General features: G+C 42.5%; 28 protein-coding genes. 23 read left to right on the forward strand and 5 right to left on the reverse strand.

The features are described 5' to 3' along the window. Window positions 1–61 precede the first annotated feature (61 nt). From WC676_03345 to alr, 17 genes are all read left to right on the forward strand, one after another. Window positions 62–1039 carry a PIN domain-containing protein gene (locus WC676_03345; protein MFA5059641.1) on the forward strand — a complete coding sequence of 326 codons (978 nt, stop codon included), beginning with the start codon at window positions 62–64 and terminating at the stop codon, window positions 1037–1039. Between the two features lie 4 nt (window positions 1040–1043). Continuing rightward, a complete protein-coding gene (gene ispD, locus WC676_03350; GenBank protein ID MFA5059642.1) occupies window positions 1044–1730 on the forward strand; it encodes a 2-C-methyl-D-erythritol 4-phosphate cytidylyltransferase in 687 nt (228 codons plus the stop codon). A 1-nt stretch (window position 1731) separates the two neighbouring features. Continuing rightward, window positions 1732–2205 (forward strand): 2-C-methyl-D-erythritol 2,4-cyclodiphosphate synthase, encoded by a 474-nt coding sequence (gene ispF / locus WC676_03355; GenBank protein MFA5059643.1) that lies wholly within the window; start codon window positions 1732–1734, stop codon window positions 2203–2205. A 100-nt stretch (window positions 2206–2305) separates the two neighbouring features. Beyond that, window positions 2306–2920: a serine O-acetyltransferase EpsC gene (gene epsC, locus WC676_03360; protein MFA5059644.1), complete on the forward strand. Its 615-nt coding sequence runs from the start codon at window positions 2306–2308 to the stop codon at window positions 2918–2920. A 20-nt stretch (window positions 2921–2940) separates the two neighbouring features. Further along, window positions 2941–4347 (forward strand): cysteine--tRNA ligase, encoded by a 1407-nt coding sequence (gene cysS / locus WC676_03365; GenBank protein ID MFA5059645.1) that lies wholly within the window; start codon window positions 2941–2943, stop codon window positions 4345–4347. Continuing rightward, on the forward strand, window positions 4338–4964 hold the full coding sequence (gene tmk / locus WC676_03370; protein ID MFA5059646.1) for a dTMP kinase: 627 nt from the start codon (window positions 4338–4340) through the stop codon (window positions 4962–4964). The genes cysS and tmk overlap by 10 nt, the downstream gene beginning before the upstream one ends. Next, window positions 4961–5932, forward strand: a complete 972-nt coding sequence (gene holB / locus WC676_03375; protein ID MFA5059647.1) for a DNA polymerase III subunit delta' — start codon at window positions 4961–4963, stop codon at window positions 5930–5932. The genes tmk and holB overlap by 4 nt, the downstream gene beginning before the upstream one ends. Beyond that, entirely contained in the window at window positions 5917–6714 is a 798-nt protein-coding gene (ricT, locus tag WC676_03380; GenBank protein ID MFA5059648.1) for a regulatory iron-sulfur-containing complex subunit RicT, read from the forward strand. Before holB ends, ricT begins: the two co-directional genes overlap by 16 nt. Then, window positions 6704–8227: a methionine--tRNA ligase gene (metG, locus tag WC676_03385; GenBank protein ID MFA5059649.1), complete on the forward strand. Its 1524-nt coding sequence runs from the start codon at window positions 6704–6706 to the stop codon at window positions 8225–8227. Before ricT ends, metG begins: the two co-directional genes overlap by 11 nt. 155 nt (window positions 8228–8382) lie before the next feature. After that, entirely contained in the window at window positions 8383–8946 is a 564-nt protein-coding gene (locus tag WC676_03390) for a CxxC-x17-CxxC domain-containing protein (GenBank protein MFA5059650.1), read from the forward strand. A 36-nt stretch (window positions 8947–8982) separates the two neighbouring features. After that, window positions 8983–9312, forward strand: a complete 330-nt coding sequence (locus WC676_03395; GenBank protein MFA5059651.1) for a hypothetical protein — start codon at window positions 8983–8985, stop codon at window positions 9310–9312. Between the two features lie 108 nt (window positions 9313–9420). Next, entirely contained in the window at window positions 9421–10236 is an 816-nt protein-coding gene (locus tag WC676_03400) for a hypothetical protein (GenBank protein ID MFA5059652.1), read from the forward strand. A 309-nt stretch (window positions 10237–10545) separates the two neighbouring features. Further along, window positions 10546–11580, forward strand: a complete 1035-nt coding sequence (gene mtnA / locus WC676_03405; protein ID MFA5059653.1) for an S-methyl-5-thioribose-1-phosphate isomerase — start codon at window positions 10546–10548, stop codon at window positions 11578–11580. Window position 11581: 1 nt separating this feature from the next. Then, the gene (gene thiL, locus WC676_03410) at window positions 11582–12505 is read left to right on the forward strand and encodes a thiamine-phosphate kinase (protein MFA5059654.1); all 924 of its coding nucleotides are present in this window, start codon (window positions 11582–11584) and stop codon (window positions 12503–12505) included. A 1-nt stretch (window position 12506) separates the two neighbouring features. After that, entirely contained in the window at window positions 12507–12971 is a 465-nt protein-coding gene (gene tsaE / locus WC676_03415; GenBank protein ID MFA5059655.1) for a tRNA (adenosine(37)-N6)-threonylcarbamoyltransferase complex ATPase subunit type 1 TsaE, read from the forward strand. Further along, complete coding sequence (tsaB, locus tag WC676_03420) at window positions 12968–13648, forward strand: tRNA (adenosine(37)-N6)-threonylcarbamoyltransferase complex dimerization subunit type 1 TsaB (protein MFA5059656.1); 681 nt, start codon at window positions 12968–12970, stop codon at window positions 13646–13648. The genes tsaE and tsaB overlap by 4 nt, the downstream gene beginning before the upstream one ends. Further along, window positions 13645–14790, forward strand: coding sequence for an alanine racemase (gene alr, locus WC676_03425; protein MFA5059657.1), 1146 nt, complete (start codon window positions 13645–13647; stop codon window positions 14788–14790). Before tsaB ends, alr begins: the two co-directional genes overlap by 4 nt. 5 nt (window positions 14791–14795) lie before the next feature. On the opposite strand, the gene WC676_03430 is transcribed toward alr, so the two are convergent. Genes WC676_03430 through WC676_03440 form a run of 3 tightly spaced genes read right to left on the reverse strand, consistent with a single transcriptional unit; the run spans window position 14796 to window position 17759 of the window. Continuing rightward, the gene (locus tag WC676_03430) at window positions 14796–15902 is read right to left on the reverse strand and encodes an LptF/LptG family permease (protein ID MFA5059658.1); all 1107 of its coding nucleotides are present in this window, start codon (window positions 15900–15902) and stop codon (window positions 14796–14798) included. Further along, a complete protein-coding gene (locus tag WC676_03435) occupies window positions 15890–16981 on the reverse strand; it encodes an LptF/LptG family permease (protein MFA5059659.1) in 1092 nt (363 codons plus the stop codon). Before WC676_03435 ends, WC676_03430 begins: the two co-directional genes overlap by 13 nt. 13 nt (window positions 16982–16994) lie before the next feature. After that, entirely contained in the window at window positions 16995–17759 is a 765-nt protein-coding gene (locus WC676_03440; GenBank protein MFA5059660.1) for a ComF family protein, read from the reverse strand. 154 nt (window positions 17760–17913) lie between these two features. Between WC676_03440 and WC676_03445 the strand changes: the two genes are divergently transcribed. The 6 genes from WC676_03445 (at window position 17914) to WC676_03470 (ending at window position 22610) form a co-directional block, all read left to right on the forward strand. Then, a complete protein-coding gene (locus WC676_03445) occupies window positions 17914–18207 on the forward strand; it encodes a hypothetical protein (GenBank protein ID MFA5059661.1) in 294 nt (97 codons plus the stop codon). A 16-nt stretch (window positions 18208–18223) separates the two neighbouring features. Beyond that, window positions 18224–18778: an orotate phosphoribosyltransferase gene (gene pyrE, locus WC676_03450; GenBank protein MFA5059662.1), complete on the forward strand. Its 555-nt coding sequence runs from the start codon at window positions 18224–18226 to the stop codon at window positions 18776–18778. Window positions 18779–18809: 31 nt separating this feature from the next. Continuing rightward, the gene (locus WC676_03455; GenBank protein MFA5059663.1) at window positions 18810–20147 is read left to right on the forward strand and encodes a Maf family nucleotide pyrophosphatase; all 1338 of its coding nucleotides are present in this window, start codon (window positions 18810–18812) and stop codon (window positions 20145–20147) included. A gap of 40 nt (window positions 20148–20187) precedes the next feature. Then, a complete protein-coding gene (locus WC676_03460) occupies window positions 20188–20613 on the forward strand; it encodes a DUF192 domain-containing protein (protein MFA5059664.1) in 426 nt (141 codons plus the stop codon). Between the two features lie 55 nt (window positions 20614–20668). Continuing rightward, complete coding sequence (locus tag WC676_03465; GenBank protein MFA5059665.1) at window positions 20669–22162, forward strand: ATP-binding protein; 1494 nt, start codon at window positions 20669–20671, stop codon at window positions 22160–22162. Window positions 22163–22235: 73 nt separating this feature from the next. Then, window positions 22236–22610, forward strand: coding sequence for a response regulator (locus WC676_03470; protein ID MFA5059666.1), 375 nt, complete (start codon window positions 22236–22238; stop codon window positions 22608–22610). Between the two features lie 66 nt (window positions 22611–22676). Here the strand turns inward: WC676_03470 and lpdA are convergent, their stop codons facing one another. Beyond that, complete coding sequence (lpdA, locus tag WC676_03475) at window positions 22677–24104, reverse strand: dihydrolipoyl dehydrogenase (protein ID MFA5059667.1); 1428 nt, start codon at window positions 24102–24104, stop codon at window positions 22677–22679. A gap of 5 nt (window positions 24105–24109) precedes the next feature. Then, window positions 24110–25414 carry a 2-oxo acid dehydrogenase subunit E2 gene (locus WC676_03480; protein ID MFA5059668.1) on the reverse strand — a complete coding sequence of 435 codons (1305 nt, stop codon included), beginning with the start codon at window positions 25412–25414 and terminating at the stop codon, window positions 24110–24112. Window positions 25415–25424: the final 10 nt, after the last annotated feature.

The following is a 25424-nucleotide window of genomic DNA, read 5'->3' on the forward strand; positions in this document are numbered from 1 at the left end:
AGGCTTTAAGGTCAGAATATTATTCCCTCTGGCCTTAGAGCAAAGAAAGGAAGTGTGGGTTATGACCCTTTTATTCGTAAGGTTTTTCTTCTTGCTGATCAGCGGGATCGTTGGGTATCAAATTGGAATGATGAGCGACAAGCCGTTGATCGGAATTATCTTGGGAGCCGTTTGCGGTATTGTCTTGATCGTTTTGGAAGCCAATATGCGCCGGGTTTCTGTCCGGGGACTGTCCAGCATGGTTTTCGGTTTGGTCCTGGGGATCATTATGGCTAAATTGATCACGGATATTCTATCACTTCTTCCCCTAGGCGAATTTATTAATTCTATTTTAAAGGTCATTTTAACGCTGGTTTTTTCTTATTTGGGAGCTGTTATGGCACTGCGCGGTAAAGATGAATTCAATATCATTATTCCGTATGTGCGTTTCAGCCGCCAGGATGTTAAGCAGGATGTTTTGGTCTTAGACACCAGTTCCATTATAGATGGAAGAATAGCCGATATTTATAAAACAAAGTTTTTAGAAGCACGCCTGGTTATTCCGCGATTTGTTCTGCAAGAATTACAGCATATCGCGGATTCCGAGGATAATTTAAAACGGCAACGCGGACGGCGCGGGATGGAAATGTTGCGTACCATGCAAAAGGATTCTAGCATTGATGTCCATATCCACGAAGATGATGTTACCGGCGGAACGGATGTCGACGGTAAGCTCATCCGTCTTGCAAAGATACTGGATGCGAAAATATGCACGACAGATTTTAATCTTAACCGTGTTGCCGCGATCCAGGGAGTTTCAACGCTTAACGTCAATGAATTAGCCAACGCGGTTAAAACCGTGGTGTTTCCCGGAGAAGCGATTGAAGTGCGGCTTATTAAAGAAGGTAAAGAGGCAACCCAAGCTGTTGGGTATATGGATGACGGTACGATGATCGTGGTGACCGATGCTAGAAAGTTTATCGGCCAGAAGATAAAGGCTGAAGTAACATCCGTGCTGCAAACACAAGCCGGCCGAATGGTTTTTGCCAAGGTGAAATGAATTGATGAAAACAGAAGCCATCATTGTGGCAGCCGGACGGGGAGCGCGTTTAAAAAGTTCCGTTCTTAAGCCGTTTATTCGCCTTGATCAAAAGCCGCTTTATGCTTATTGTTTGAAAGTTTTTGAGGCGTGTCCGCTCATTGATAAAATTATCATCGTTGTTCATCGAGAAAGCTTCAAGGATTTTGCGCGCATTATTGAGAAATTCCGTTGGAAAAAAGTAAAAGCGGTTGTCATCGGCGGTGCGACACGCAGAGATTCGGTAAGGCACGGGTTAAACGTACTTGATAAGGATACCCAATTAGTCGCTATTCATGATGTGGCGCGTCCGTTCATTAATTCGGAAATTATTTCTTCTGCTGTGCGGACAGCAAAAACAAAAGGAGCATGTGTTGTTGGAGTTCCGGTGAAATCAACGATAAAGCTAGTTGACCCCAAGAAAGGCATCGTGCAAAGAACAATTCCTCGGGATCTATTATGGGAAATCCAAACACCGCAAGTTTTTAAAAAAGATATTATTCTTAAAGCGCATAAAAGAAATTTAACATTAAAAGCAACGGACGACGCGATGCTGGTTGAGCGCTTGGGAATTAAAGTGAGTGTTGTCAAAGGCGATTATCGCAATATCAAGATCACAACACAGGAAGATCTAAGTTTAGCTAAGATGCTGTTGGTATCTAAGGAAAAATAAAATGCAACACGTCGGTATTGGTTATGACATTCATCGCTTGGTTAAAGGACGCAAGCTTATATTAGGCGGCGTGCATATTCCTTATGCGAAAGGATTGTTGGGCCATTCTGACGCGGATGTTTTGCTTCATGCGATCTGTGACGCGCTTTTGGGCGCAATGGGCTTAGGCGATATCGGTGAACATTTTCCTAACACCGATAAACGTTATAAAGGAATATCCAGTGTAGTTCTTTTATCTCAGGTTAAGAAACTCGTTCAAAAAAAAGGTTTTAAGATCCATAATGTTGACTCTGTGGTGATCGCTGAAAAGCCGAATTTGAAAACATTTAAACCGAAAATGTGTTCCAAAATCGCCCAAACGCTTTCTTTAGCGGAAAGTAAGATTAATATTAAAGCGACAACGCAGGAAGGCTTAGGATTTGGCGGCGTTAAAGAAGCCATGGCCGCTTATGCGGTCGTTATTGTTTCAAGATAATGTGAATTTATGAATTAAGGAGAATCTCATGACAGACATTTTTTATACTATTCTTTTTGTGATCGCCGGGTTATATGTTTTTGCTTTTCTGATCTCCGTTATTTTCTCCGGTGAGGTCAGGTCGGCCAAAGAAAAAGACCCCGCGGCTAAAGGGACTTTGCAGATCGTTTTGCTTTATCCGGGCTTGCACGCTATTATTTTTTACCGCATTGCGCATTTCTTATGGAAAATGCACATTCCTTTTTTTCCTCGGGCGATCTCACAGTTGGCGCGTTTTTTGACCGGTGTTGAAATTCATCCCGGCGCGCAAGTTGGTAAAGGGTTTTTTATTGATCACGGTATGGGAGTTGTGATCGGGGAAACAGCTATTGTGGGCGATGAAGTAACACTTTTTCAGGGCGTGACCTTAGGCGGGACGGGAAAAGAAAAAGGAAAACGCCATCCTACTCTGGGGAGCAATATTGTCGTCGGAACCGGAGCCAAAGTCTTAGGTAATATTACGATTGGCGATAATTCCTATATCGGGGCCAATGCGGTGGTGTTAAGAGATGTCCCATCTAATTCCACCGTGGTGGGCGTTCCCGGACGGGTTACCAAACAAGACGGAAAGAAAATAGATACGGCTATGGACCATATTCACGTTTTAGACCCCGTGATGCAACAAATCGAAGAACTCAGCAAAAAGATCAATTCTCTCGAAGATAAAATGAAATAACAGAAAGTGCTTTTTATTTTATGGCCGTCCATATTTATAATTCACTGACCAAGCGAAAAGAAGAATTCATCCCCTTGAAGGGAAGAACCGTCAACATGTATACGTGCGGGGTGACGGTTTATGATGTTTGTCATATTGGTCACGCGCGCAGTCTGTATGTGTTTGATATGATACGCCGTTATTTAAAATACCGCGGATTTAAGGTTAATTTTGTCCGCAATATTACGGATGTCGACGATAAAATTATCAATAAGGCCAATGAATTAAATAAGAAAAGCGAAGAAGTCTCGCAGGCTAACATTGAAGCGTATTATCAGGATTTAAAGGCTCTTCATATTGATACCGCGGACCAAGAACCTCAAGCGACAAGAAATATTCCCGAGATGATCGAACATATCCAGGGGCTTATCGATAAAGGTTACGCGTATGCGGCCGGCGGAGATGTTTATTTTAGCGTTCGTAAATTTCCCGAATACGGAAAATTATCCGGCCAGTCAATTGAAAAAATGATCGATGCGGTCAGGATCGAAAAAGATTTAAGCAAAAAAGACCCGCTTGATTTTGCCCTTTGGAAAAAATCTAAAGACAATGAACCTTTTTGGGATAGTCCCTGGGGACGTGGGCGTCCGGGTTGGCATATTGAATGTTCGGTGATGAGCCTTAAACACTTACATTGTGAAACCTTGGATATTCACGCCGGGGGCAGGGATCTCATTTTTCCTCATCACGAAAATGAGATCGCTCAAAGTGAGGCGCTCTCGCAAAAACCGTTCGCCAAATATTGGATCCATCACGGGCTTTTGACCATTAACGGGCAAAAGATGGCAAAGTCCTTGGGAAATTTTATTACGGTGAGCGATATTTTGAAGAAATATACGCCGGATGAGCTAAAATTATTCTTTTTGTCTTCGCATTATGCCAGCCCCGTTGATTTTACAGAGCAAAAAATGGAAGAATCCCGAAAAGCCTTACAGAAATTCGATATTTTATTCTGGAAAACAGCAGAAGTTCTCAAGGATCAGAACATCAAGAGCTCTTCCGTCGTTAATTTTGTGGAAGAAGCAAAAAATAATTTTCTTGCCGCGATGGACGATGATTTTAATACGCCGCAAGGATTAGCCGCTCTTTTTGACCTCATTAATGAAACGAATAAACTTTTGAGCAAAGATAAAAAAACTGCTTCTGATATCGCTGCTATTGATCAGGCTGTCAGCCTCGTAGAAGAATTGGCAAAGAATATTTTCGGGCTTTTTACCGCAGAAACCGAGAAGATATTATCCGAAGAATTAGAGGATATTTTAAATGACCGTAAAAAATCACGGCAAAACAAGGATTTCAAACGTTCCGATGAATTGCGAGACGTCTTAAAGAAAAAAGGCGTGATCGTCGAAGATACTAAAGAAGGGCAGGTTTGGAGATGGGCGTAAGAAAGGGAATATTCATTACTTTTGAAGGCTTTGAGGGTTCTGGAAAAAGCACACAGGCAAAACTATTGTGCCGTTATCTGCGCCGGAAGAAAATGGATGTTTTGCACGTTCGTGAACCCGGTGGAGTTAATATTAGCGAAAAAGTGCGCCAAATCCTTCTTGATGTCAAAAATAAAAAAATGACCAAGGTCTGCGAAACACTTCTTTATATGGCGGCGCGCGCCCAGCTCGTCGAAGAAGTGATCTTGCCGGCGCTGCGTAAAGGAAAAGTGGTTGTCTGCGACCGATTTCTAGATTCCACGCTTGCCTATCAAGGCTACGGTTGCGGAGTGAATATTGAATTGATCAAAATGATCGGGCGTTTCGCGACACAGGATGTTAGCCCTCATTTAACGCTTCTTTTTGATATTGATGTCAAAAAAGGATTAGCCAGAGCAGGGCGGGTGAAAGATAGGATCGAAAGCCGTTCTTTGGATTACCATAACCGTGTGCGGCAGGGGTATTTAAAAATTGCCAAACAAAATCCAAAACGTATACGCGTTATTGATTCTTTAGCGAGCAAAGAAGAGATACAAAAAAGTGTGTGTGCCATTATCAATAGATTTTTAAAAATATGATCACCGAAACAAATATTGCGTATAGTCCGGTCGTAAAACGTTTTGCTGAATTTATAAAAAATAAACGTTTAGCGCACGCCTATCTTTTTATCGGGCCGGCATCATCCGGGAAAACCATTACAGCTTTTACGATCGCGAAATTAGTCAATTGCGAGAACCCTAAAGCAGGCGCGCCATGCGAGGCGTGCGCGTCGTGCGTTAAGATCGCAAACGGCAATCATCCCGATGTGCATTTTGTCAGCTCCGAAGATAATACATCGATAAAAATAGAACAAATTCGCGATATGATCAATAAGATCCAGCTTAGGCCCTTTGAAGCTGAGAAGAAAGTATTTATTATTAAGAATGCCGAACAATTAACGCTGGAAGCGGCCAACGCGCTTTTAAAAACTTTAGAGGAACCGTCAGCAAATAGCCTTATTATTTTGACGACCGCGTCTTCGGAAAAGAATTTAGACACCATTAAATCCCGATGCCAGATCATCCATTTTTCGCTCTCTACGCCTAAGGACCTAGAAGAGCATTTGTGCAAACGCGCCGGCTTAGATAAACAAAGCGCGCACTTTTTAGCGTATTTCACGGAAGGGTCTTTGGGGAAGGCAAATCGTATGGACAGCCAAATGATCTTAAAACAAAAAAATGCCATTATTGATTTCTTCTTAGATCCGGAAAGCTCGCCTAATGATTTGCGCCTTATCCTAAGCGATAAAGAAAAGACCAAAGAAGCATTAAAAGTTGTTTTAACCTGGTTTCGTGATATCCTTTTCATCAAAATGGGGATCGCTCAGATCCGTCTCATTAACACAGATCGCCTTGATGACCTTAAGCGCTTAGTCTCTGTCTATTCCGTCGAAGAACTTAACATCATCTTGCAGGAATTCTCAAAAATGATCGAGCTTTCGGAAGATAATTTCAATATTAAAATCGCTTTAGCCATTACAAAGGAGCGGCTATGTCCAAGATCATAGAGGTTAAGATCGGTGAATTTCGTCCCGTTGTTTTCTTTGAGTGCGGGGAGGTATCTGTTCGTTATGGGGATTATGTAATCGTGGAAGTTGACCGCGGTATGGAATATGGGCAGATGGTCAGCGAAGATCTCATCAAGGCAGAAATTAAGCCGGAAAATATCGAAGGAAAGATTTTGCGCATTGCCACCGTGCAAGACTTGTTGCAGGTCGAGGATAATCGCAAAAAAGCCAAAGAGGCGCTTAAAACCTGTACGGCTAAGATCGAAGAAAGCAAAGTGGAGATGCAAATAACCCAATGCGAATATTCTTTTGACGGCAGTAAGATCATTTTCTTTTTTACGGCCGAAGGCAGAGTGGATTTTCGCGAACTAGTCAAAGATCTCGCTAAGATATTTCGCGTACGTATCGAATTAAAACAAATTGGTGTGCGCGATAAAGCAAGGATCGTCGGAGGATACGGGATTTGCGGGCGGGAATTCTGCTGTTCATCGTATATGAAAGATTTTCACCCCCTAACGATCAAGATGTCAAAAGATCAAAATCTTCCTTTAAATCCATCCAGAATTTCGGGCGTTTGCGGGCGTATCAAATGCTGTATGGCGTATGAATTTTCCGTTTACCGCGAATATGCTAAAGACCTGCCTCGAGTGGGAGAAAAAATAACCACACCGCAAGGCAAGGGGAGAGTCATTGATATTAATATTTTAAAACGATACGCTTTGGTGGATGTGGGCGAAGGCCAAGTCTCTAAGATATTTTTCAATAAACATAATGACAACTAAAAAGTTCTACGTTTCAACACCGATCTACTATGTCAATGATCAGCCGCATATCGGCCATGCCTATACGACGATTCTCGCGGATTGTCTGTCGCGCTATCATAAGGCGGCGGGCGATGAGGTTTTTTTCTTAACGGGGCTTGATGAGCACGGCCAAAAAGTGCAATCGGCCGCCGAGAAAAAAGGATTATTGCCGCAAGCCCACGTCGATGAAATGGCGCCGCGCTTTCTCGAATTATGGGAAAGGCTCGGCATACAATATTCTGATTTTATCCGCACCACCCAAAGCCGCCACAAGCAAGTTGTCCAGGACTGCTTAAAACAAATTTATGACAAAGGCGATATTTATACGGACGAATACGAAGGATGGTATTCGGTCGCCGAAGAACGTTTTATAACGGAAGAAGAAAATAGGTCAGGCAAGTTTCGGGAAGTCAAAAAGCTTAAAGAAAAGAATTATTTCTTTAAGATGAGTAAATATCAAAAACAGCTTCAGGAACATATCGAAAAAAATCCCGGATTTATAGCACCCGATCATCGGCGTAATGAAATTTTAGGTTTTTTGCGCCAGCCTTTAGGGGATTTGTGTATTTCGCGTCCCAAATCACGCCTTAACTGGGGCATTGAAATTCCCTTCGATCAAGATTATGTCACTTACGTTTGGTTTGACGCTTTGGTCAATTATATCTCGGCAATTGGTTTTGGCAGTGATGATAAAAAGTTTCAAAAATGGTGGCCGGTGGATGTGCATTTAATAGGTAAGGATATTCTTACCACCCATTCGGTGTATTGGTCGACGATGTTATTGTCGCTGGGCGTTGCTCTTCCCAAAAAGATATTCGCTCATGGTTGGTGGATGACGGGGGAAGCGAAGATGAGCAAATCCTTAGGTAATGTGGTCAGCCCCTTAGATTTGATCGAACAGCATGGCGTTGACGCGGTGCGTTATTATTTAATGAAAGAAATGATTTTAGGAAATGACGCTAATTTTACGCCGGAAAGTTTTATCAAATGTTACAATTCGGACCTTGCGAATGATTTTGGCAATCTGTTGAACCGAGTGAGTGGGCTTATTAATAAACTTTTTGAAGGGAAAATTCCGGATCAGGGAAAAATAGGGGCGGCCGACGAAGAAATAAAGAAAGCCGCCCAATCATTATTTCCTGAAACTCAAAAACTTATTGATGAATTAAAAGTGCAGGAAGCCATTGAAGCAACATTGCAGTTGGTGCGAATGGTCAATAAATACGTGGAGTCTCAAGCCCCTTGGAAAGTTGCTAAAACTGACCTTACGCGCGCCGGAACCATTCTTTATACGGCAACCGAAGCTTTAAGAATTAGCGCGGTTTTGCTTACGCCCGTCATGCCTTCAAAGTGCAAAATCGTTTTAGAAGTGTTGGGCGCCCCCGACGAATCAACTCAATGGGGCGCCCTCGTTCCCGGTACAAAATTAAAACTTCATGAAGCACTGTTTCCGAGACTGGAAACAAAGAATAATGAAAATCCTAAATCCTAATATCGAAACCTTAAACAAATTCAAAATCAGAAATCCGAATGTTCAAAACACTAGTTTTGGATTTATGTCATTTGAATTTTGATATTGTTTAGAATTTAGAGTTTAGTGTTTAGGATTTTTTCGAACTTAACATTTAATCTAACATAAGGAACAATATGAAGAAAACCGTTAAGCGTAAAGTTGCTGTTCGTAAAGCCCCTGAAACTGCCGCGCCAAAAGCCGCTCCCAAGGTCGCGCCGGATGTCGCGGATCTGATGTATAAGATAGAACAGCATTTGACCTTTTTAGAAAAAAAGATCGATACTCTCATCAATCAATCTTCGCAAAGGCCGGCTGAAGTAAAGAGTTTTCCAAAGCCCTTCTTGCCTTTTAACCGTCCTTCTCATAGCGAGTCTTTTAGCCGCCCTTCTCATGGGGAGCATTTTGACCGCCCTCGCCATGGAGGAGGCAGAGAAGAGAATAGCTTTAGAGAAAGAAGTATGACCCGGGCGATTTGCGCGGATTGCAAACAAGAATGCGAAGTGCCTTTTAAGCCCACCGGTGAGCGCCCTGTTTACTGCAAGGAATGTTTTTCAAAGCGTAAAGACGCCGGAACGTTTTCAGGCCGCCGCGATCATGAGCATAAAGGGCATCGACGAGAAGATTTTTCTCACACAACGCATTCCCATAAACACGAAGGTGGCCCCGTCCGTAAACACGGAAAAAGAGGGAAGTATTAAAAAGGTACGTGTCTTTGGAAGCTGAAAGGAGAACGAATGAGATTATTCGTAATTTTACCGGTATTGATATTATCTGGCTGTGCTACGGCAAACGTCGCAAATATCCCCGGCAATACCCAAGCAAACAATCGCCTTAAAGCTGATATTGTTAATATGATTAACATGGTTGAACGTGCTCAAGCTCCCCATTGCCGCTATCAGATTATAGATACAAAAGTTACAGGCGTTGTTGGCGACACAGTGACCGAAGAGTGGACTGTTGAAAGTTGTGGGAAAAATATTATTTATCCGGTTGAATTAACTCCTGATCCAAAGGGCGGAACATTTTTCGGCATTCAAACTCCGGATAAAAAGGACAGGGAGTAAGGAAAAGTTTAGTAAAAAGGTACGTGTCCCCGGGAGCTCTGCGGGGCGGGTGTCCCCGGAATTCTGGGATTACACCGGAAAGATTAATTTTACAAAAAGGCGTGCTTAATGTTTGATATAACAAAAATTATTCCAGAAGTAATTTTGGGTACAATAATTGGTTCACTAATTACATTATTGGGTGTTTGGCTCAATAATAGCGGTGCTCTTAAGCGGCTTAAGGTCCAGCTAGATAATGAAACTGTGCAAAGGATACGAGAGCGTGAGTACAATATTAAAAAGGAGATATATTTAAGAGCTGTTGAAGAATTGGCTATGGTAAAAAATTTTATTCTAAAACTACCTAACTTAGATCTAAATGTTTTTAATGACCAAAATTTTCAAAATATTTCTTCTGGTATTTCTAAAATCCCCGTTGTTGCAAACATAGATACAATCAAAGTTATTACTAACCTAAATATGTATATTTCAAAATCAATTTTTAGCCTATTTCCTGACAAATTACCTATTGAAGATTTAAGAATAAGAATCAATATTTTGTCAACACAAATGGATAATTGTTCAAAAAAAAGAGACATTTTTATTAATGAAATGACTATTGCAAATTTGAAGGGAAATTATGACCAGGCATACTGGGAGAAATTGAAAAGTAACAATGATTTTTATACCCAAGAATTCGATAAATTATTCTTAGAGCGAACAAAAAATTACCATGAATTAAATTCTCTTATTAAGCGTTTCTCAAGCAAATGTTTTGCTGCAATAGTCGGCATGGTGGATTTAGAAACAGAGGCCATTTCTTGTATAAGAAGCGAACTAAGCATGGATTGTGATATTGATGACTATAAGAGTTCCATCAAGCGATCTATGCAGGAAGCTGAAGCAGAATTAAATAAGTTTCTTATAAGCATGCCAACGGAATAGGGAGCTCCAAGGGCCAAAAATTTAATTAGACGAATTAAGCAATGTATTGCCGGAATTTAATAAGGAGGCGACATGATTAAACGAGTGTGGGCAGTCTTAGTTCGAATTTCTGCAATGCAATGGTTTAAGAATTTTATTAATTATGGTTTGCCAATTTTGCTGTGTTTAATTGGATTTGTTGAGTATACACATATACGACCGATAAATATTGTTTCTGAAGATCTTGGAGTAATTGGGATTTATAGTACTGATTTTGGCTTAAGGATAGCAAATTAAGAAAAGAATAATTTAGACCGCTTCTAAATAATTATGCCTATCCAAACAATCAAATGGAAAAATAATTCCATTCGAATTATCGACCAACGAAAGCTTCCGCTTGAATATAAAGTGATGACGTGCCGCAACATAAAAGATGTTTGTCGGGCGATTAAAACCTTAAGCGTGCGCGGCGCACCGGCTATTGGCGTTGCGGCGGCTTTCGGCGTTTTTTTAGGCGTTAAAGATCTTAACGCCAAAAGCCGCCGGGAGTTTGAAAAGAAATTCTCTAAAGTTTGTGATTATATCGGCAGTTCGCGCCCCACCGCGGTAAATTTATTTAATGCTTTAGAAAGAATGAAAAAAGTTTTGGCTCTGCATCCGCAAGTCGATACAGAGCAACTAAAGAAACTTTTGCTTAAAGAAGCGTTCGCTATTTTTAACGAAGATAAGATTTCCTGCCGGAAAATGGGTGATTTTGGCGCGCGGCTTATTAAAAATAATAGCCGCCTTCTAACCATCTGTAACGCCGGCGCTTTGGCAACGGTTGATTATGGAACAGCTTTGGGTGTTATGTACAGCGCGAAAAAAGCGGGAAAAAAATTTAGCGTTTATGCCTGCGAAACCAGACCGCTATTGCAAGGAGCGCGATTAACCGCCTGGGAATTAACCAAAGCGAAGATCCCGACGACTCTTATCTGTGACAATATGGCGGCAACAGTTATCAAGCAAAAAAGAATTGATGCGATATTTACCGGAGCCGATCGCATTGCCGCTAACGGAGATACGGCCAACAAGATCGGAACATATAATTTAGCTATTTTAGCAAAATATCATAAAGTTCCTTTTTATGTGGTGGCGCCTTTCTCGACATTCGATCTTTCTATTGCAAGCGGCCGGCAAATCCCAATCGAAGAGCGCCACGAAGATGAAGTCACGCATATTGCCGGGCGGCGTGTGGCTGCTTTCGGCGTTAAAGTTTTTAATCCCGCTTTTGATGTGACCGATCATAATCTTATCACGGCCATTATTACTGAGCGTGGCATTATCCGTCCTTCGTTTAAGAAAAATATAAAAAAACTCTCATAAAATGATCCGCCTTAAGAAAACAAGATTAAAAGATGTCGGCGAATTTGGATTTATTGAATTGGCCGCCAAAATACTTTCCTCTCCGGTCAAAAATGTCATTAAAGGAATAGGTGATGACGCGGCCGTTTTGGATATTGGACGCAAAGAACTTCTTTTGCTAACGACTGATATGTTGGTGGAAGGAGTTCACTTTACTCGCTCGATGAACGCGCGATCGATCGGACATAAATCTTTGGCGTGCAATATCAGCGATATCGCGGCGATGGGAGGAATTCCAAGCTGCGCGGTTATTTCTCTTGGTGTGCCGCCGAATTTAAATTTGCGGTTTGTCCAAGAACTTTATCAAGGTATCAATCGCTTGGCGAAAAAATTTTCCGTTTCCATTGTCGGCGGCGATACGGTGAAAAGCGCAAAAATAGTCATCAACATTGCACTTTTAGGAAATGTTTTTAAAGAAAACCTTTTGTTGCGCTGTGGCGCCAAAAAGGGGAACCGAATTTTTGTCAGTGGGCCTTTAGGAAAATCATTCGTAACAAAAAAACATTTACGTTTTACGCCTAAAGTTGACGCGGCGCAGTATCTGGCTCGTGAGTTTAAACCGACATCTATGATCGATATTTCCGACGGGCTTTGCGGAGACTTGGGCCATATTTTAAAGGAAAGTAGTGTTGGGGCGGTCATTTATGAAAAACTTATTCCGAAAACAAAAGGTGCTACTTTAAATAATGCTTTATACGATGGGGAAGATTTCGAGCTCCTTTTTACTTTATCATCCCAAGAGGCCAATCAGCTTATTCGAATGAAGAAAAACAGATTTCCTTTTTGGTATATTGGGGATATTGTTGACGAAAAAGAAAAGTTAACGATTGTGAGCGGATCCGGGAAGCGAATCGCATTAAAGCCAAAAAGTTTCTCTCACTTCTAATATGAGAACTACCAAAATCATTTCAGAAAACGCGAAGCAAACAGTTGAGCTGGGCAAGCGCTTAGCCAGATGCCTTAAGAAAGGCGATATTATTTGTCTTTTTGGAGACTTGGGAAGCGGAAAAACAACTTTCACTAAAGGGATTGCGCAGGGCCTTTGCGTTTCTAAAAATTCTGTGAACAGCCCGACATTTGTTCTGCTAAATATTCATAAAGGCCGATTGCCTTTATTCCATTTTGATCTTTATCGCTTGGATAATATTGATGAGATTTTGATGATCGGTTACGAAGAATTCTTTTACGGCGAAGGAGTTTCTATCGTCGAATGGGCCGAAAAGTTAAAGAAATTGCTACCGGAAAATCATTTAAGCGTTAAAATCTCTTTAAAAAAGAACAATCAAAGGCTTATTCAAATATCCGCGCGGGGAAGCCGTTACCAAGAATTGTTGAAAGAATTTATCAAATGAATATCTTAAGCCTCGAAACATCAACCAAGAATTTCAGTATAGCGGTTTTAAAAGATCAGAAAATCATTTTTGAGCGAAACATGAAGCTTAAAGATGTTTTATCTTCATCTATTCTGCCGGCAATTATCCAGGTTTTGACAAAATCGAAAATGAGTTTAGCGCGCCTTGATGGTTTTGCCGTGGGCTTAGGCCCGGGGTCGTTCACCAGTTTACGGGTTGGCCTATCGACTGTTAAAGGCTTAGCATTCGCGACCAAAAAGCCGATCGCGGGCATTTCCAGCTTAGATATTTTGGCGATGAATGTTCCGGAAAAATATACACAGCAGATCTGTACGTTATGCGATGCGAAGCGTAATTTATTCTATTGTTGTTTTTATGAAAAGCAAAACGGCCTTTTGAAGCGAAAAACCGATTATCTTCTGCTTGACCGGGAAAGTATTCAGCAAAAAATTAACAAAAGGACCGTTCTTTTAGGAGATGGTGTTAAAATATGGCAAGAAGAACCCGAAGCAGGCGACAGGGACAATTTTCAGTATTTAGACGAGAAATATTGGCATCCCAAGGCAAGCCATTTGGCTTATTTAGCCGCTGAACGATTTAAAAAGAAAAAGTATGATTTGGCTTCAAAAATAGTTCCCATTTATCTTTATGCGGATGATTGCCAGGTACAAAAATGATGGATAGTTTTAAAAAAGAACAGATCAAAAAGCTTAATCACCCCGTGTGGGCCGAAGTTGATCTTGGCGCGGTCGGCCATAATTTTCGCGCGGTCCAAAAATGCCTTAAACCGGCAACAAAAGTACTTTGCGTTGTTAAGGCGCAAGCCTATGGACATGGCATGATCGAGGCAGCTAAGCTTCTTGATAAAAAGGGAACGCATCTTTTTGGGGTCGCGGATATTGACGAAGGAATTCTTTTAAGGAAAGCGGGAACAAAGAAGCCAATTTTGGTTTTTGAAAACATCTTGCCGCAAGCCGCCGCAACGCTTATTAAAGCGAATTTAACCGCGACCATTTGCAATATCGAGACAGCGCAAGCTCTCAATAGTGCTGCGCGAAACTTAAGAAAGAAAATATCCGTTCATATTAAAATTGATACCGGTATGGGGCGTTTAGGCGTTTGGCATGAAAAGGCCGTGGATTTTATTTTAAAGGTTCGGAAATTGGAATCATTAAACTTGGAAGGAATTTATACCCATTTTCCATCGGCAGATACTGATAAAGCATTTACACAAAAACAGATCAAAATATTTTCAGCTCTGGTTGAAAAAATGAGTAGCTTAGGCATTCGTTTTCAATATGTTCACGCGGCCAATAGCGCCGGGATTATCGGTTATCCGGCTGGGCATTTTAATTTAGTCCGTGCGGGGCTGATGCTTTACGGAATGTACCCCGATAAGCAATTCTACAGAAAAGTTTCCTTAAGGCCGGCTTTAGCCGTAAAATCAAAGGTCATTTTTGTAAAAGAAATAAAGCAGGGCATGAGTATTAGCTACGGCCGTAGTTTTATCGCCAAGACAAAAATGAAAACAGCAACGCTTCCTATCGGTTATAGCGACGGGTATTTTCGCCTTTTTTCCAACGCGGCTTTTGTTCTTATCAATGGAAAACGTTGTCCGGTTTTAGGGCGAGTGACGATGGACCAGATCGTGGTTGATGTTACCAGACTTAAAAGTGTTAAAGTCGGCGATGAGGTTGTTTTGCTGGGCCGACAAGGAAAATATGAGATTACCGCGGACAATTTAGCTTCGTTTGCCCAAACAATTAACTACGAGATCACCTGTAGTTTAGGTTCCCGCCTCAGACGCTTCTATAAATAATCAGCTTAGAATTTTGTGCGGATAAGATAAGCGGCAATGATCAAGAAAATGATAGGCGACAACCACGCCGAAAGCACAGGGAAAAGAACTCCACCTTTTCCTAAGGCAAGGCCCACAGCGTTGACCACATAAAATATAAATCCAATCCCGATCCCGATCCCCAAAGAAGTAAATGTCAGAGCTTTTCTTCTGCCGGTTGTCAGCGACAAGGGCAAGCCCACCAACAGAATAACGATATTATAAAAAGGAAAAGCGATCTTTTGATGCATATCGACGCGCAAATTATGCAACGCCTTGGAGGCGCCGCTGTGAGAAAAACGTTTGATGTATTCATCAAGTTGGCGGATGTTCATCGATGAAACATCCAGCCTTTGCCGGACAAAATCCTGAGGAGTTTCTTTAATATCCATCAATTTATCTTCAAAGTATTTTGTTTCTTCCACGATATTCATCCCCGAAGCGTCAAAAGTTGTTAATTGGCATTTATAAAACTTCCACGCGATACCTGTCCACTTGCCTTTTAAGGCAACGACTTTTTCGCGCATTCTCTGGTCATTGTCATGGCCGATAATGGTAATGCCTTCTAAAGTCCAATCATTCGGATCAAAGGTGTCGATAAAATAGAGGCGATTCTTTAATCCATAAAAGGTCAAATTCTTTATTTTGGCTTTTTTTCTTTGTTCGCTATCAACTTTTAAAATGATATTTTCGTTGCGGATGGCCTCTGAGCTGGCGGTCGCGGTAGGGACAAATCGCTCATTCAAGACAAAAATACCGGCAGAAACAATGAGAGCAAAATAAATAGCCGGCTTGGTGATCTGCCAGAAACTTAAGCCTCCGGTCCGTAAAACGATGATCTCATTATTGTTATTTAAGTGGCTAAAGGTGAGAATGCTGGCGATCAAACAGGCGATGGGAGATGTTTGAACTAAGATGATCGGTAAAAAAGAAAGATAATATTGAAGTAAGATCTCAAAAGGGACTTTTCGGTCGATGATTTCATTTAAGTTACTGGCGACGTCGATCAGGATATAGAGAAAACAGAAAATGAAAATGGTGGCAAAAAAGATCCTGATGACAGAATGAATGATATAGCGGTCTAAGATACGCATAGTTTGTAATTAAGATAAGAGGCCGCCAGGAATCCAAGGATATTGGGCGCCCACATGGTGATGGCCGGAGGCGTAATGTTTTGTACGCTTAAAGCCTCACAGCCTAACGATAATAAATAGTAAACTGCCGCGCACAAAACGGCTAAAACGAGATTTGCTGTTTTCTCCCGACGGTGCGTGATGACGGCGATAGGAAAACCCAAGAGGATGAAGATCAGCGCCGAAAATGACCAAGTGATCTTACGATGATATTCTGTGACCAAGGGGGAGATGTCAACAGAGGCCGCTTTAAGTTCCTTGATCTTCTCGCCCAGTTCTTTAAGCGACATGCTTTTGGGTTTCTTTTCTACATTTTTGCTCTCGCCGCTCGACAGATCGAGGGTCATAAAATAATTCTTAAAGTTAAGTTTATAAAAACTATTTGGGCTATCCAAATTTGGTTCGTCGGAGGTTCCGTTCATCAGCTTTAATTTGATCTTGGTCTCTCCGGGAACGGGCGTAAATTCTCCCTCATTGGCGATGATGGTGCGGGTAGGCCGGTCGGGTTGAGGCTGGTAAATGCGGACATTGTAAAGTTTATTATCCTCTATCCGATAAATAAAAAGGATCTGATCTTTAAAGGCGTGGATAAATGTTCCGGCTTCCAGAAATGCGGCCGGATTTTTTGCTCCGACATCTTTTAAGATCTTACGTTGTTCATGGTGCGCGTAAGGAATAATGCGCTCGTTTAGAATAACGGAAAAAAGGCTTAACATAATTCCGATAACAAACAAAGGAAAGAGAAGTTTGTGTAAGCGAATACCGCTGGCGCGCATGGCTAGGATCTCATTATCGGCGGAAAACCTTCCAAACGTCAAAATAATGGCTGTCAGACACGCGATGGGAAGCGTGTAGCCTAATAAAAGAGGGACGTATAATACGAAAACCTTGGCAACGGCGGTAACGCTAACACCTTTATTAATGACCAGATTGGCGAGTTGGATGAGGTTCCCTAAAAGGAAAACACATGTCAAAACCCCCAGGGCGATAAAAAAGGGGAGGATACATTCAAGCAAAATATAATTTCGTAGGATCCGCATAAGTTCTTAAATGTTATTCGGTGATGGCTAGGGTTAAGGCTTCAACGTGTTTCGCGCCGGATTCCTTTAAGACGCGCGCGGCTTCCGAAACCGTTGCTCCCGTCGTAAAGAGGTCGTCAATGATCAATATTGATCTTTGATGGAACTCTTCAGGATTTTCTATTTTAAAGGCGCCGGAAATATTTGTCCAGCGCTGTTGCTTCTTTAGCAAGGCCTGATTTTGCGTGTGCCGAACGCGCGTAAGATTTCCCAGCGATTGAGGGCGGCAGAATTTTTGCGCTAGGCCTTCGCTTAACAACTGCGTTTGATTGTATCCTCGTTCTCTCAGCCGGGCACGAGACAGCGGGATAGGGACAATCATATCAAAACGAGACATATCTAGCGAATAATTTTCAATAAATGAACACAAGAACTCCAAGAGGTGTTTTTTAAGAGAAGTTTTATTTTTGTACTTGAACAAATGAATAAGCTCTTTAGCGGCATCGTTATACGATATGGCGGCCCAAGCGCGGTCAAAATCATATTTGAATTGGCGGCAATTTGGGCAGAAAAACTCATCATGTTGCTGTACCAAAGGGTGCGGGCACTGAGGGCAAAATGGCGGCCGGTTGACCTTAAGGGCCGCAAGACATTTGGAACAAAGGTTTTGCGTTTGATGATCTGCTCCCAGGAAAGTTTTGCAGACAAGGCAGTTGCTAGGATATAAAAGCCCCCAAAGCCCTTCTAAAAATTGTTTTAACACAGCGGTTATTTTAACATGAGGGTTAGGACGTGTCAAACACAAGGAGCTTTTGGGGGTGTATTTTTGTGCGCTACTTTAATAAAAGAGCAATTTATCCCATTGATATTATCGGTGTGCCGATATAAAATAAAGAACACTTGAGCGATCTTCCGTAGGGCCAATAAGGGCTCTTGCAAAAAAGGAGTGTTGGATGAAAAAGACGATTTTCTTGCTTTTTGTATTCTTTTTAGCCGTGTCTTATGCCGCCGCTTATCAGCTAGAGGTGAAGGTTTTAAATGAGGAAGCTATTACGGCATTGTCCGATAAGGAATTGACCAACGCCTATATTGATACCGTTGTTGAATTAGAAGCATCCAAGGCATTTTATACGACATCCGGATTTATGCCGGAAGAATACAAAGATTATAAAGGTGTTGTGCGCTATCGTATTTTACTTTTAAACGAACTAACCAGGCGTAAGCTGGAAGTTCCCAAAACGGAATAACAAAGGATATCAACCGATGACAACCGCCAGCAATGACCGTAAGGCCTTATTTGAGTTAATTAAAAGTGAAGCATTCTTTAAAGAGAAGATCATTCTTTCTTCCGGAAAAGAAAGCAATTACTATATCGACGCCCGCCGGGTAACACTTAAAGCCCAGGGCGCGTATTTGTGCGCTAAGATCATTTTGGATATTATCCGTGATGAAAAAATTGACGCGATCGGAGGCCCAACGCTGGGAGCCGATCCCTTGGTGGGCGCTATCGGAGTTTTGAGCTTCGAAGCCAACCGGCCGGTTAACACTTTTATTATCCGCAAAGCTCCCAAGCCACACGGGAAACAGCAGCAAATAGAAGGCCCTATTTTATCCAAGAATGCTAAGATCATTCTGATCGATGATGTTGCCACGACGGGAAAGGCCTTTATGGAGTCATTAGATGTCTTAGCTAAAGAAGGTCTGACGGCCCATAAGGCCATCTGCATTGTGGACAGAAATGAAGGCGCGCGGGAGGCCTTAGCCAAAAGAAATTGCGAACTCGTCTCTATTTTTACCGCTGCGGATTTTCTTTCGTAAATGATCGGCCGGGCTTTAAAAAATATCAAATATGGTTAATCGTAAGCGTATCGTCTTAGCTTCCAATTCTGCTCAAAGAAAAAGGCTGCTCAAACTGCTTGGCCTAAAATTCATTGTCTCTCCAAGTGCCATCAAGGAATCAAATCGCATCAAAACAACCTGCGCGTCTTTAGTGAAAGATAATGCGCTACGAAAGGCCAGGGATGTTGCCCGGAAATTTCCTGAGTCTATCGTGATCGGCGCGGATACGCTTGTTTATTCGGGAGATAAAAAGATATTAGGAAAGCCTAAAGACCTTATTCATGCAAAAAGAATGCTCAAAACCCTTTCGCGTAAACCGCAATGGGTTTATACAGGACTGGCGGTTATGGACACAACGACAAAAAAGATCATTTTAGGATGCGAAAAAACGAAGGTTTTTATGAACTCATTATCGGATAAGCAGATCGATTCATACCATCGCTTTATTTCTCCTCTGGATAAAGCGGGAGGGTTTGACATTGAGCATAAGGGTGGGTTATTTATCCGCAGGATCGAAGGCTGTTATTTTAATGTGGTGGGCCTTCCGGTCGCCAGGCTTTGCGCGATGCTAAGGAAAGTTGGTGTTCATGTTTTCTCTCTGGCTGTTATTTTTATGTTCAGCGGATGTGCCACCGAATATAATTTAGCCACGCAACAACAAGAAACGCTTTTATACGGAACGGACAAAGAGGTCAGTATCGGAGAATCGATCGCCCGGGAATTTGATAAACAGTTCAAGATCAATACCGATATCGACCTTAACGAGCGAGTTTCGAATATTGCCCGAAAGATCGTTGAGGTTTGCGACCGCCAGGAATTGGTTTATACGGTGAAGATCATTGACGACGACAAAGTTAACGCGGTGAGCCTTCCCGGAGGATTCATTTATATTTTTCGCGGCATTCTTGACAAGGCTGAAAGCGATGATGAGCTTGCTTGCGTTATTGCCCATGAGGTGGGGCATATCACGGCCAAACACGCCATGAAAAAGATCGAAGCCATGTATGGGTACACATTTTTGAAGCTTCTCGCGGTCCAATCCGGCAGTGCTAATTTAGCCCAAGGAGTTGACGCGGCGTTCGCGACCATGTTCACCGCGTATTCACAAGAAGATGAGTTTATGTCAGACAGGCTTGGCATTAAATACGCCCAGAAGGCAGGGTACGATCCAAATGGAATGGCTAATTTCTTAAAACGGCTAAAAAAGTTAGAAGAAAAAGATACCTCCAGAGAATTAAATTATTGGCGGACGCATCCCTATACCAGCAAGAGAATATCGGCGGCCAATCAGGAGATTTCCGGTGGATTGGAATTTAGAGATTATTTGAATTTAACGGGAGAGAAATAATTTGGCGGCTTTTTTTTTAAGAATAATTCGAAAGTGTTTTTTGTTCAGTTTCTTATTTTTAACCGCATGCGCATCCGATCGTGATCTTGCCGCCGGGCAAAACCAAGTTTGCTTTCAAGAACAATGCCTCAATGTTGAGTTAGCGCAAACCAAAGGTGAGTTAACAAAGGGGCTGCAGTTCAGGGAGAATATGGATCGCAATGCGGGGATGCTTTTTATTTTTCCGCAAAATGATACGTATGATTTTTGGATGAAAGATACTTTAATGCCCTTGGATATTATTTGGATCAGCGAGGATAAAAAAGTTATTTATATTTCAGAAAATACGCCGCCTTGCCGGCAGGAACAATGCCCCGTCTATGGCCCGGGCCAAGAATTATCTCGTTATGTCCTTGAAGTCAATGCGGGTGCCGCAAACCGTTTGGGTATAAAAATAGGTGATGAAGCTCATTTTATTTTGGAATAAAGTTTCGCCGATACTTTCATAGGAGCATTTTCATTTTAGTGCTAAAATACTACCGATGATAGATATTGCTAATATTATTACGGCCCACCACTATGACTTCAATCCTTATTCTGTTCCTCCGATCATTGTTGCCAGCCTTGTTTTTTTATTGGGATTTTTCGCTTTTAGCCTAGAGAGAGAAACGCAATTCAATCGTTCTCTTTTGTATATGTGCGCCAGTTCGACGATCTGGCTTTTTGGCTATAGTTTTGTGCTTAATGCCCAAATAGAACAGGTAGCATTTTTCTGGACGCGCATTATGTATTCGGGGCTGGTTGTTTTTCCGGCGACACTTCTGCATATTTCTTTAGCGTATACTAATCGTTACGAATCAGAACAGCGCTTTATTAAGGGAGCGTATATTGTTTCGGTATTATTCATAGGACTGGTGTGGGCCGGAGGTTTTTTAAGCGGTGTTAGAAATTATCCGTGGGGTTTTCACCCTGAGGCGGGGACATGGCAGCCGCTTTTTCTTATTTTTATTTTATTTTGCCCCATCCTAGGGCTGCTTAATCTCATAAAATATTATTTTAGCCTCACCGAGAAACTTGATAAGAAAAGAACGGAATATCTCATCATTGCTTTTATTTTTGTTTCCTTGAGCGCGTTCGATATTTTAGCGAGCTACGGCATTAAAACATATCCCTTCGGGTATATCGCGACGCTCATCTTTGTTGTGGTCATGACGTTTTCGATCATCAAGTACCGGAATTTGATGGTCGAAAGTTATGCCAGGGAATTGGAGCGTAAGGTTGCTGAGAAAACACAAGAGATGTCAAAAATAGTAGAGGAATTACGTAAAACCCAGGTAAAGCTTATTGAAACCGGAAAAATTTCTGCCTTGGCTAGTTTAAGCGCGGGAATTCTGCATCAAGTCAGCCAGCCCGTTACAGCCATTCACGGTTTCGCCCGGTTTGTCAAAAAAGAAATGAAAGAAGACAATGCTTTTTATAAGCCGATCAAGATCATTGAAGAGCAAGCGGTGTATCTTAAAGATATGTTAGAAGATCTTATGGAGCTTATCCGCCATCGGGAGATCAAAAAAGAGAATATTAATGTGAACGCCAGCATCAAAAGAGCGACGGACCTTTTAACCGATGAATTGCGCATTAAGCGTGTTAACTGGAGCCTGAATTTTGCGGAAAATCTTCCCTTGGTCTATGCCGATGCGGTCCATATCCAACAGATATCCATGAATATTTTGGTCAATGCGATGCAGGCATTGTCGGTAGCGGCAAAAGGGGAAGACCGGATCATTAAAATTACGACAAGATTCGACGCGGTTATGAACAAGGTCGTTATTACGTTCCAGGATAACGGCCCCGGTATTCCCGAGGAAGACCAGCATCAGATCTTTGAACCATTTTTCTCAACGAAGACAAAAGGTTCCGGGATCGGTTTAGCGCTTTGCAAGGACCTGGTGGCGGAGCACGGCGGAGAAATTAAATTTGAAAGCCATCCGGGCCAAGGAACAGCTTTTATCATTATGCTTCCGCCGGTTTCAAAGTAGCGGATCAGAAGGATTTTGCTACTTAACTTTTTTATTTCGTAGTATAATGCGGCTGATTTTAAAAGGAAAAATAATGAATGAGAAATTGAAAATACTTGTCGTAGACGACAAAAAAGTTATTGGTGACCTTTTTGATTTTACCTTAGGTTATAGCGGGCACAAGATCTGTGTTATGGATTCAGCCAATGCGGCTTTAGAGATCTTGCGAAGCGAGAGTTTTGATGTTGTCTTTTTGGATATTGTGATGCCGGAGCAAGACGGCATCGACACGCTAAAAAACATTAAGGCGATCGCGCCGAATCTTCCTATTGTCATGATGAGCGGTTATTCGGTCGATGAGAAGCGACGCAAAGCCGAAGAACTGGGAGCGATCGCGTGTTTAAAAAAACCGTTTGAAATGGATGATATTAAAAAGGTAGTGAAGCTAGCGACAGGAAAAGAAATATAAGTTTTAATGAAAAGAAGGTAAATTTTGAGCCGCGTTTTTCTAAAGAAAAACGCGGCTCAACTATTTTTAAGATGTTTTTGGCGGGCGATACAAATGCGTGCTTTGTCCGAAGAATACCTCGGCTGATTCCATGAATGTTTCTGAGAGTGTAGGATGAGGATGGATGCTTAATTTGATATCACTTGCCAAGGCTCCCATTTCAACGGCTAAGACCCCTTCCGAAATTAATTCTCCGGCGCCAACACCGGCGATTCCGACACCTAAAACATGTTGTGTCTCCGGGTCAAGGATAAGCTTGGTTATTCCTTCCGGCCGGTTGAGCGTTGTGGCTCGTCCGGAAGCACCCCAGGGGAATTTAGTGACTTTAATGGGGCGATTTTGTTTTTGCGCTTCATTTTCAGTGAGTCCGCACCAGGCAATTTCAGGATCTGTAAAAACGACAGCCGGAATGGCTTTAGGTTCAAAAGCAACCTTGTGCCCTAAGATCGCTTCGACCGCTACGCGTCCTTCGTGGGAAGCTTTGTGCGCCAGCATAGGCTCTCCGGCAACATCTCCAATGGCATAAATGGATGGATCATCGGTTCGGCGTTGGGCATTAATAAGGATGAAGCCCTTTTTATCAATCTTTACTTTTGTATTTTCTAAGCCCAGTCCGCTGGAATTCGGTTTTCGGCCGATAGCAATAAGGACTTTATCGAATTCCTGTTGTGTTTGTTTTTTATCGGACGCTTCAAAAGAAACCTTAAGGCCGTTATTTGCTTCTTCGATTTTTGTGACTTTAGTTTCCAACAAAATATCTTGAAAGACCTTTTGTAAACGTTTTGCCAAGATATTTGTCAGGTCTTTGTCTCCTCCGGGTAAAAGCCCAGGTGTCATTTCCACAACGGAAACCTTTGTTCCTAAGGCGGCATAAACGGTTCCTAATTCCAGTCCGATGTAGCCTCCGCCGACCACAAGAAGTGTTTTGGGAATGTCCGCTAATTCTAAGGCGGTTGTTGAATTGAGGATCCTTTTGGAATCCGGCAGGTCCGGCAAAGTGATCGGACGTGAACCTGTCGCTAGGATCGCGTGATCGAATGTCAGATTTTCTTGCGCGCCATTGGCACGGTCTATTTTAAGTGTTTTTGAGTCCACAAATGTCGCGCGGCCCTGAATGTAATTTATTTTTCGCAGTTTGCATAGCTGTCCTAAATTGCTAGTCATCTTTGAGATCATGTTTTGCTTCCAGTCGCGTATCTTTGAGGCGCTGATCGTTGGTTCGGAAAATTCAACGCCGCAGTTCTTTAATTCCCGTGCTTCGTCAAGGACTTTAGCGATATGCAAGAAAGCTTTTGAGGGAATACAGCCGCGATAAAGGCATACTCCGCCCGGATTAGATTCGGCGTCAATTAACGTGACCTCTACGCCCAGATCGGCCGCTAAAAATGCCGCGACATAACCGCCCGGCCCGGCGCCGATGACTACTAATTTTGTATGTTTGGAAATTTCGGGCATATTTTTTATTCCTCTAATTGCATCATAAGGGGTTGTTCGATGGCTTCAACGATGAACCGTAAAAACCGCGCGCCGTCAGCTCCGTCAATGACGCGGTGATCATAAGACAAAGATAACGGAAGCATCAGCCGTGGCGCGCAAACAGCGCCGCTGGCATAACAAGGTTCCAAAGCGGCGCGGGAAATGCCTAAGATCGCGACCTCCGGCGAATTAACGATCGGCGTAAAATATGTTCCGCCGATACTTCCTAAATTGGTGATGGTGAACGTTCCGCCTTGCATTTCTTCGATGGAAGTTTTCTTATTGCGGGCACGCTCGGCCATTTGCGTTAATTCAATAGATATCTCAATGAGGCTTTTCTTATCGATATCACGGATCACCGGTACTAAAAGCCCGCGGTCTGTATCAACGGCAATGCCGACGGAATAATATTTTTTCTGAATGATCTCGTTGCGTGCCATATCAATGCTGGAATTAAACTTCGGAAATGTTTTAAGGGCCGAGGCAATGACTTTTAGAATAAAAGGCGTGATGGTTAATTTTCCGCCCTTTTCCTCGACTTTTTTAGCGTAGCGTTTACGCAAAGATTCCAGATCCGTAATATCCGCTTTATCGAATTGCGTGACATGAGGAATAGTGCGCCAGGCATAGCTTAAATGTTCGGCGGCTTTGCGGCGCAGCATGCTGGTGGAAACTCGCTCGACAGATCCCCATTTAGAAAAATCAGGCAAGCTGACGGATTCAATTCCGGGGCCGCTTTGCAATTCTGTATTGATCCGCTTGGAAAACGCTTTGACATCATCCAGTGAAATGCGTCCGCCGGGCCCGCTTCCGGGAACGCGGGCAATATCAATGCCGATCTCCCGGGCAAATCGGCGTACGGATGGGGCAGCCGCGACATCTTTAGGTTTTTCAGTTGCTGGCTCTACCTTGTGAGCGGATGGCTGAGGTGTTGATATCTTTTCTTCGCGAGCAGCAAGAAAAGGCTCAGGAATTTTTACGGTTTCTTTTTTTGCTTCCGAAACAGGGGCTGCTGTTTTAACCGGAGCAGGAGATTCTTTTAAGGCAGCTGCGCCGGCTTCAATTTTCAAAATCAACTGGCCGATCTTAACTTCCTGTCCTTGTTTAACAAGGATCTCTTTAACGACTCCGCCAATGGAAGCCGGGATTTCTAAAACCGCTTTATCAGTTTCTAATTCCAAAACAGGCTGATCGGCACCAATGGAGTCGCCGACTTTGACCATGATTTTGGTGGCAATGCCGGATTTAATGTTTTCGCCTAAGCCGGGAAGTTTGAATTCGGTTAACACGCCAAGATCC

This window comes from Candidatus Omnitrophota bacterium, from assembly GCA_041649175.1.
Lineage (GTDB): Bacteria > Omnitrophota > Gorgyraeia > Zapsychrales > JBAZNR01 > JBAZNR01.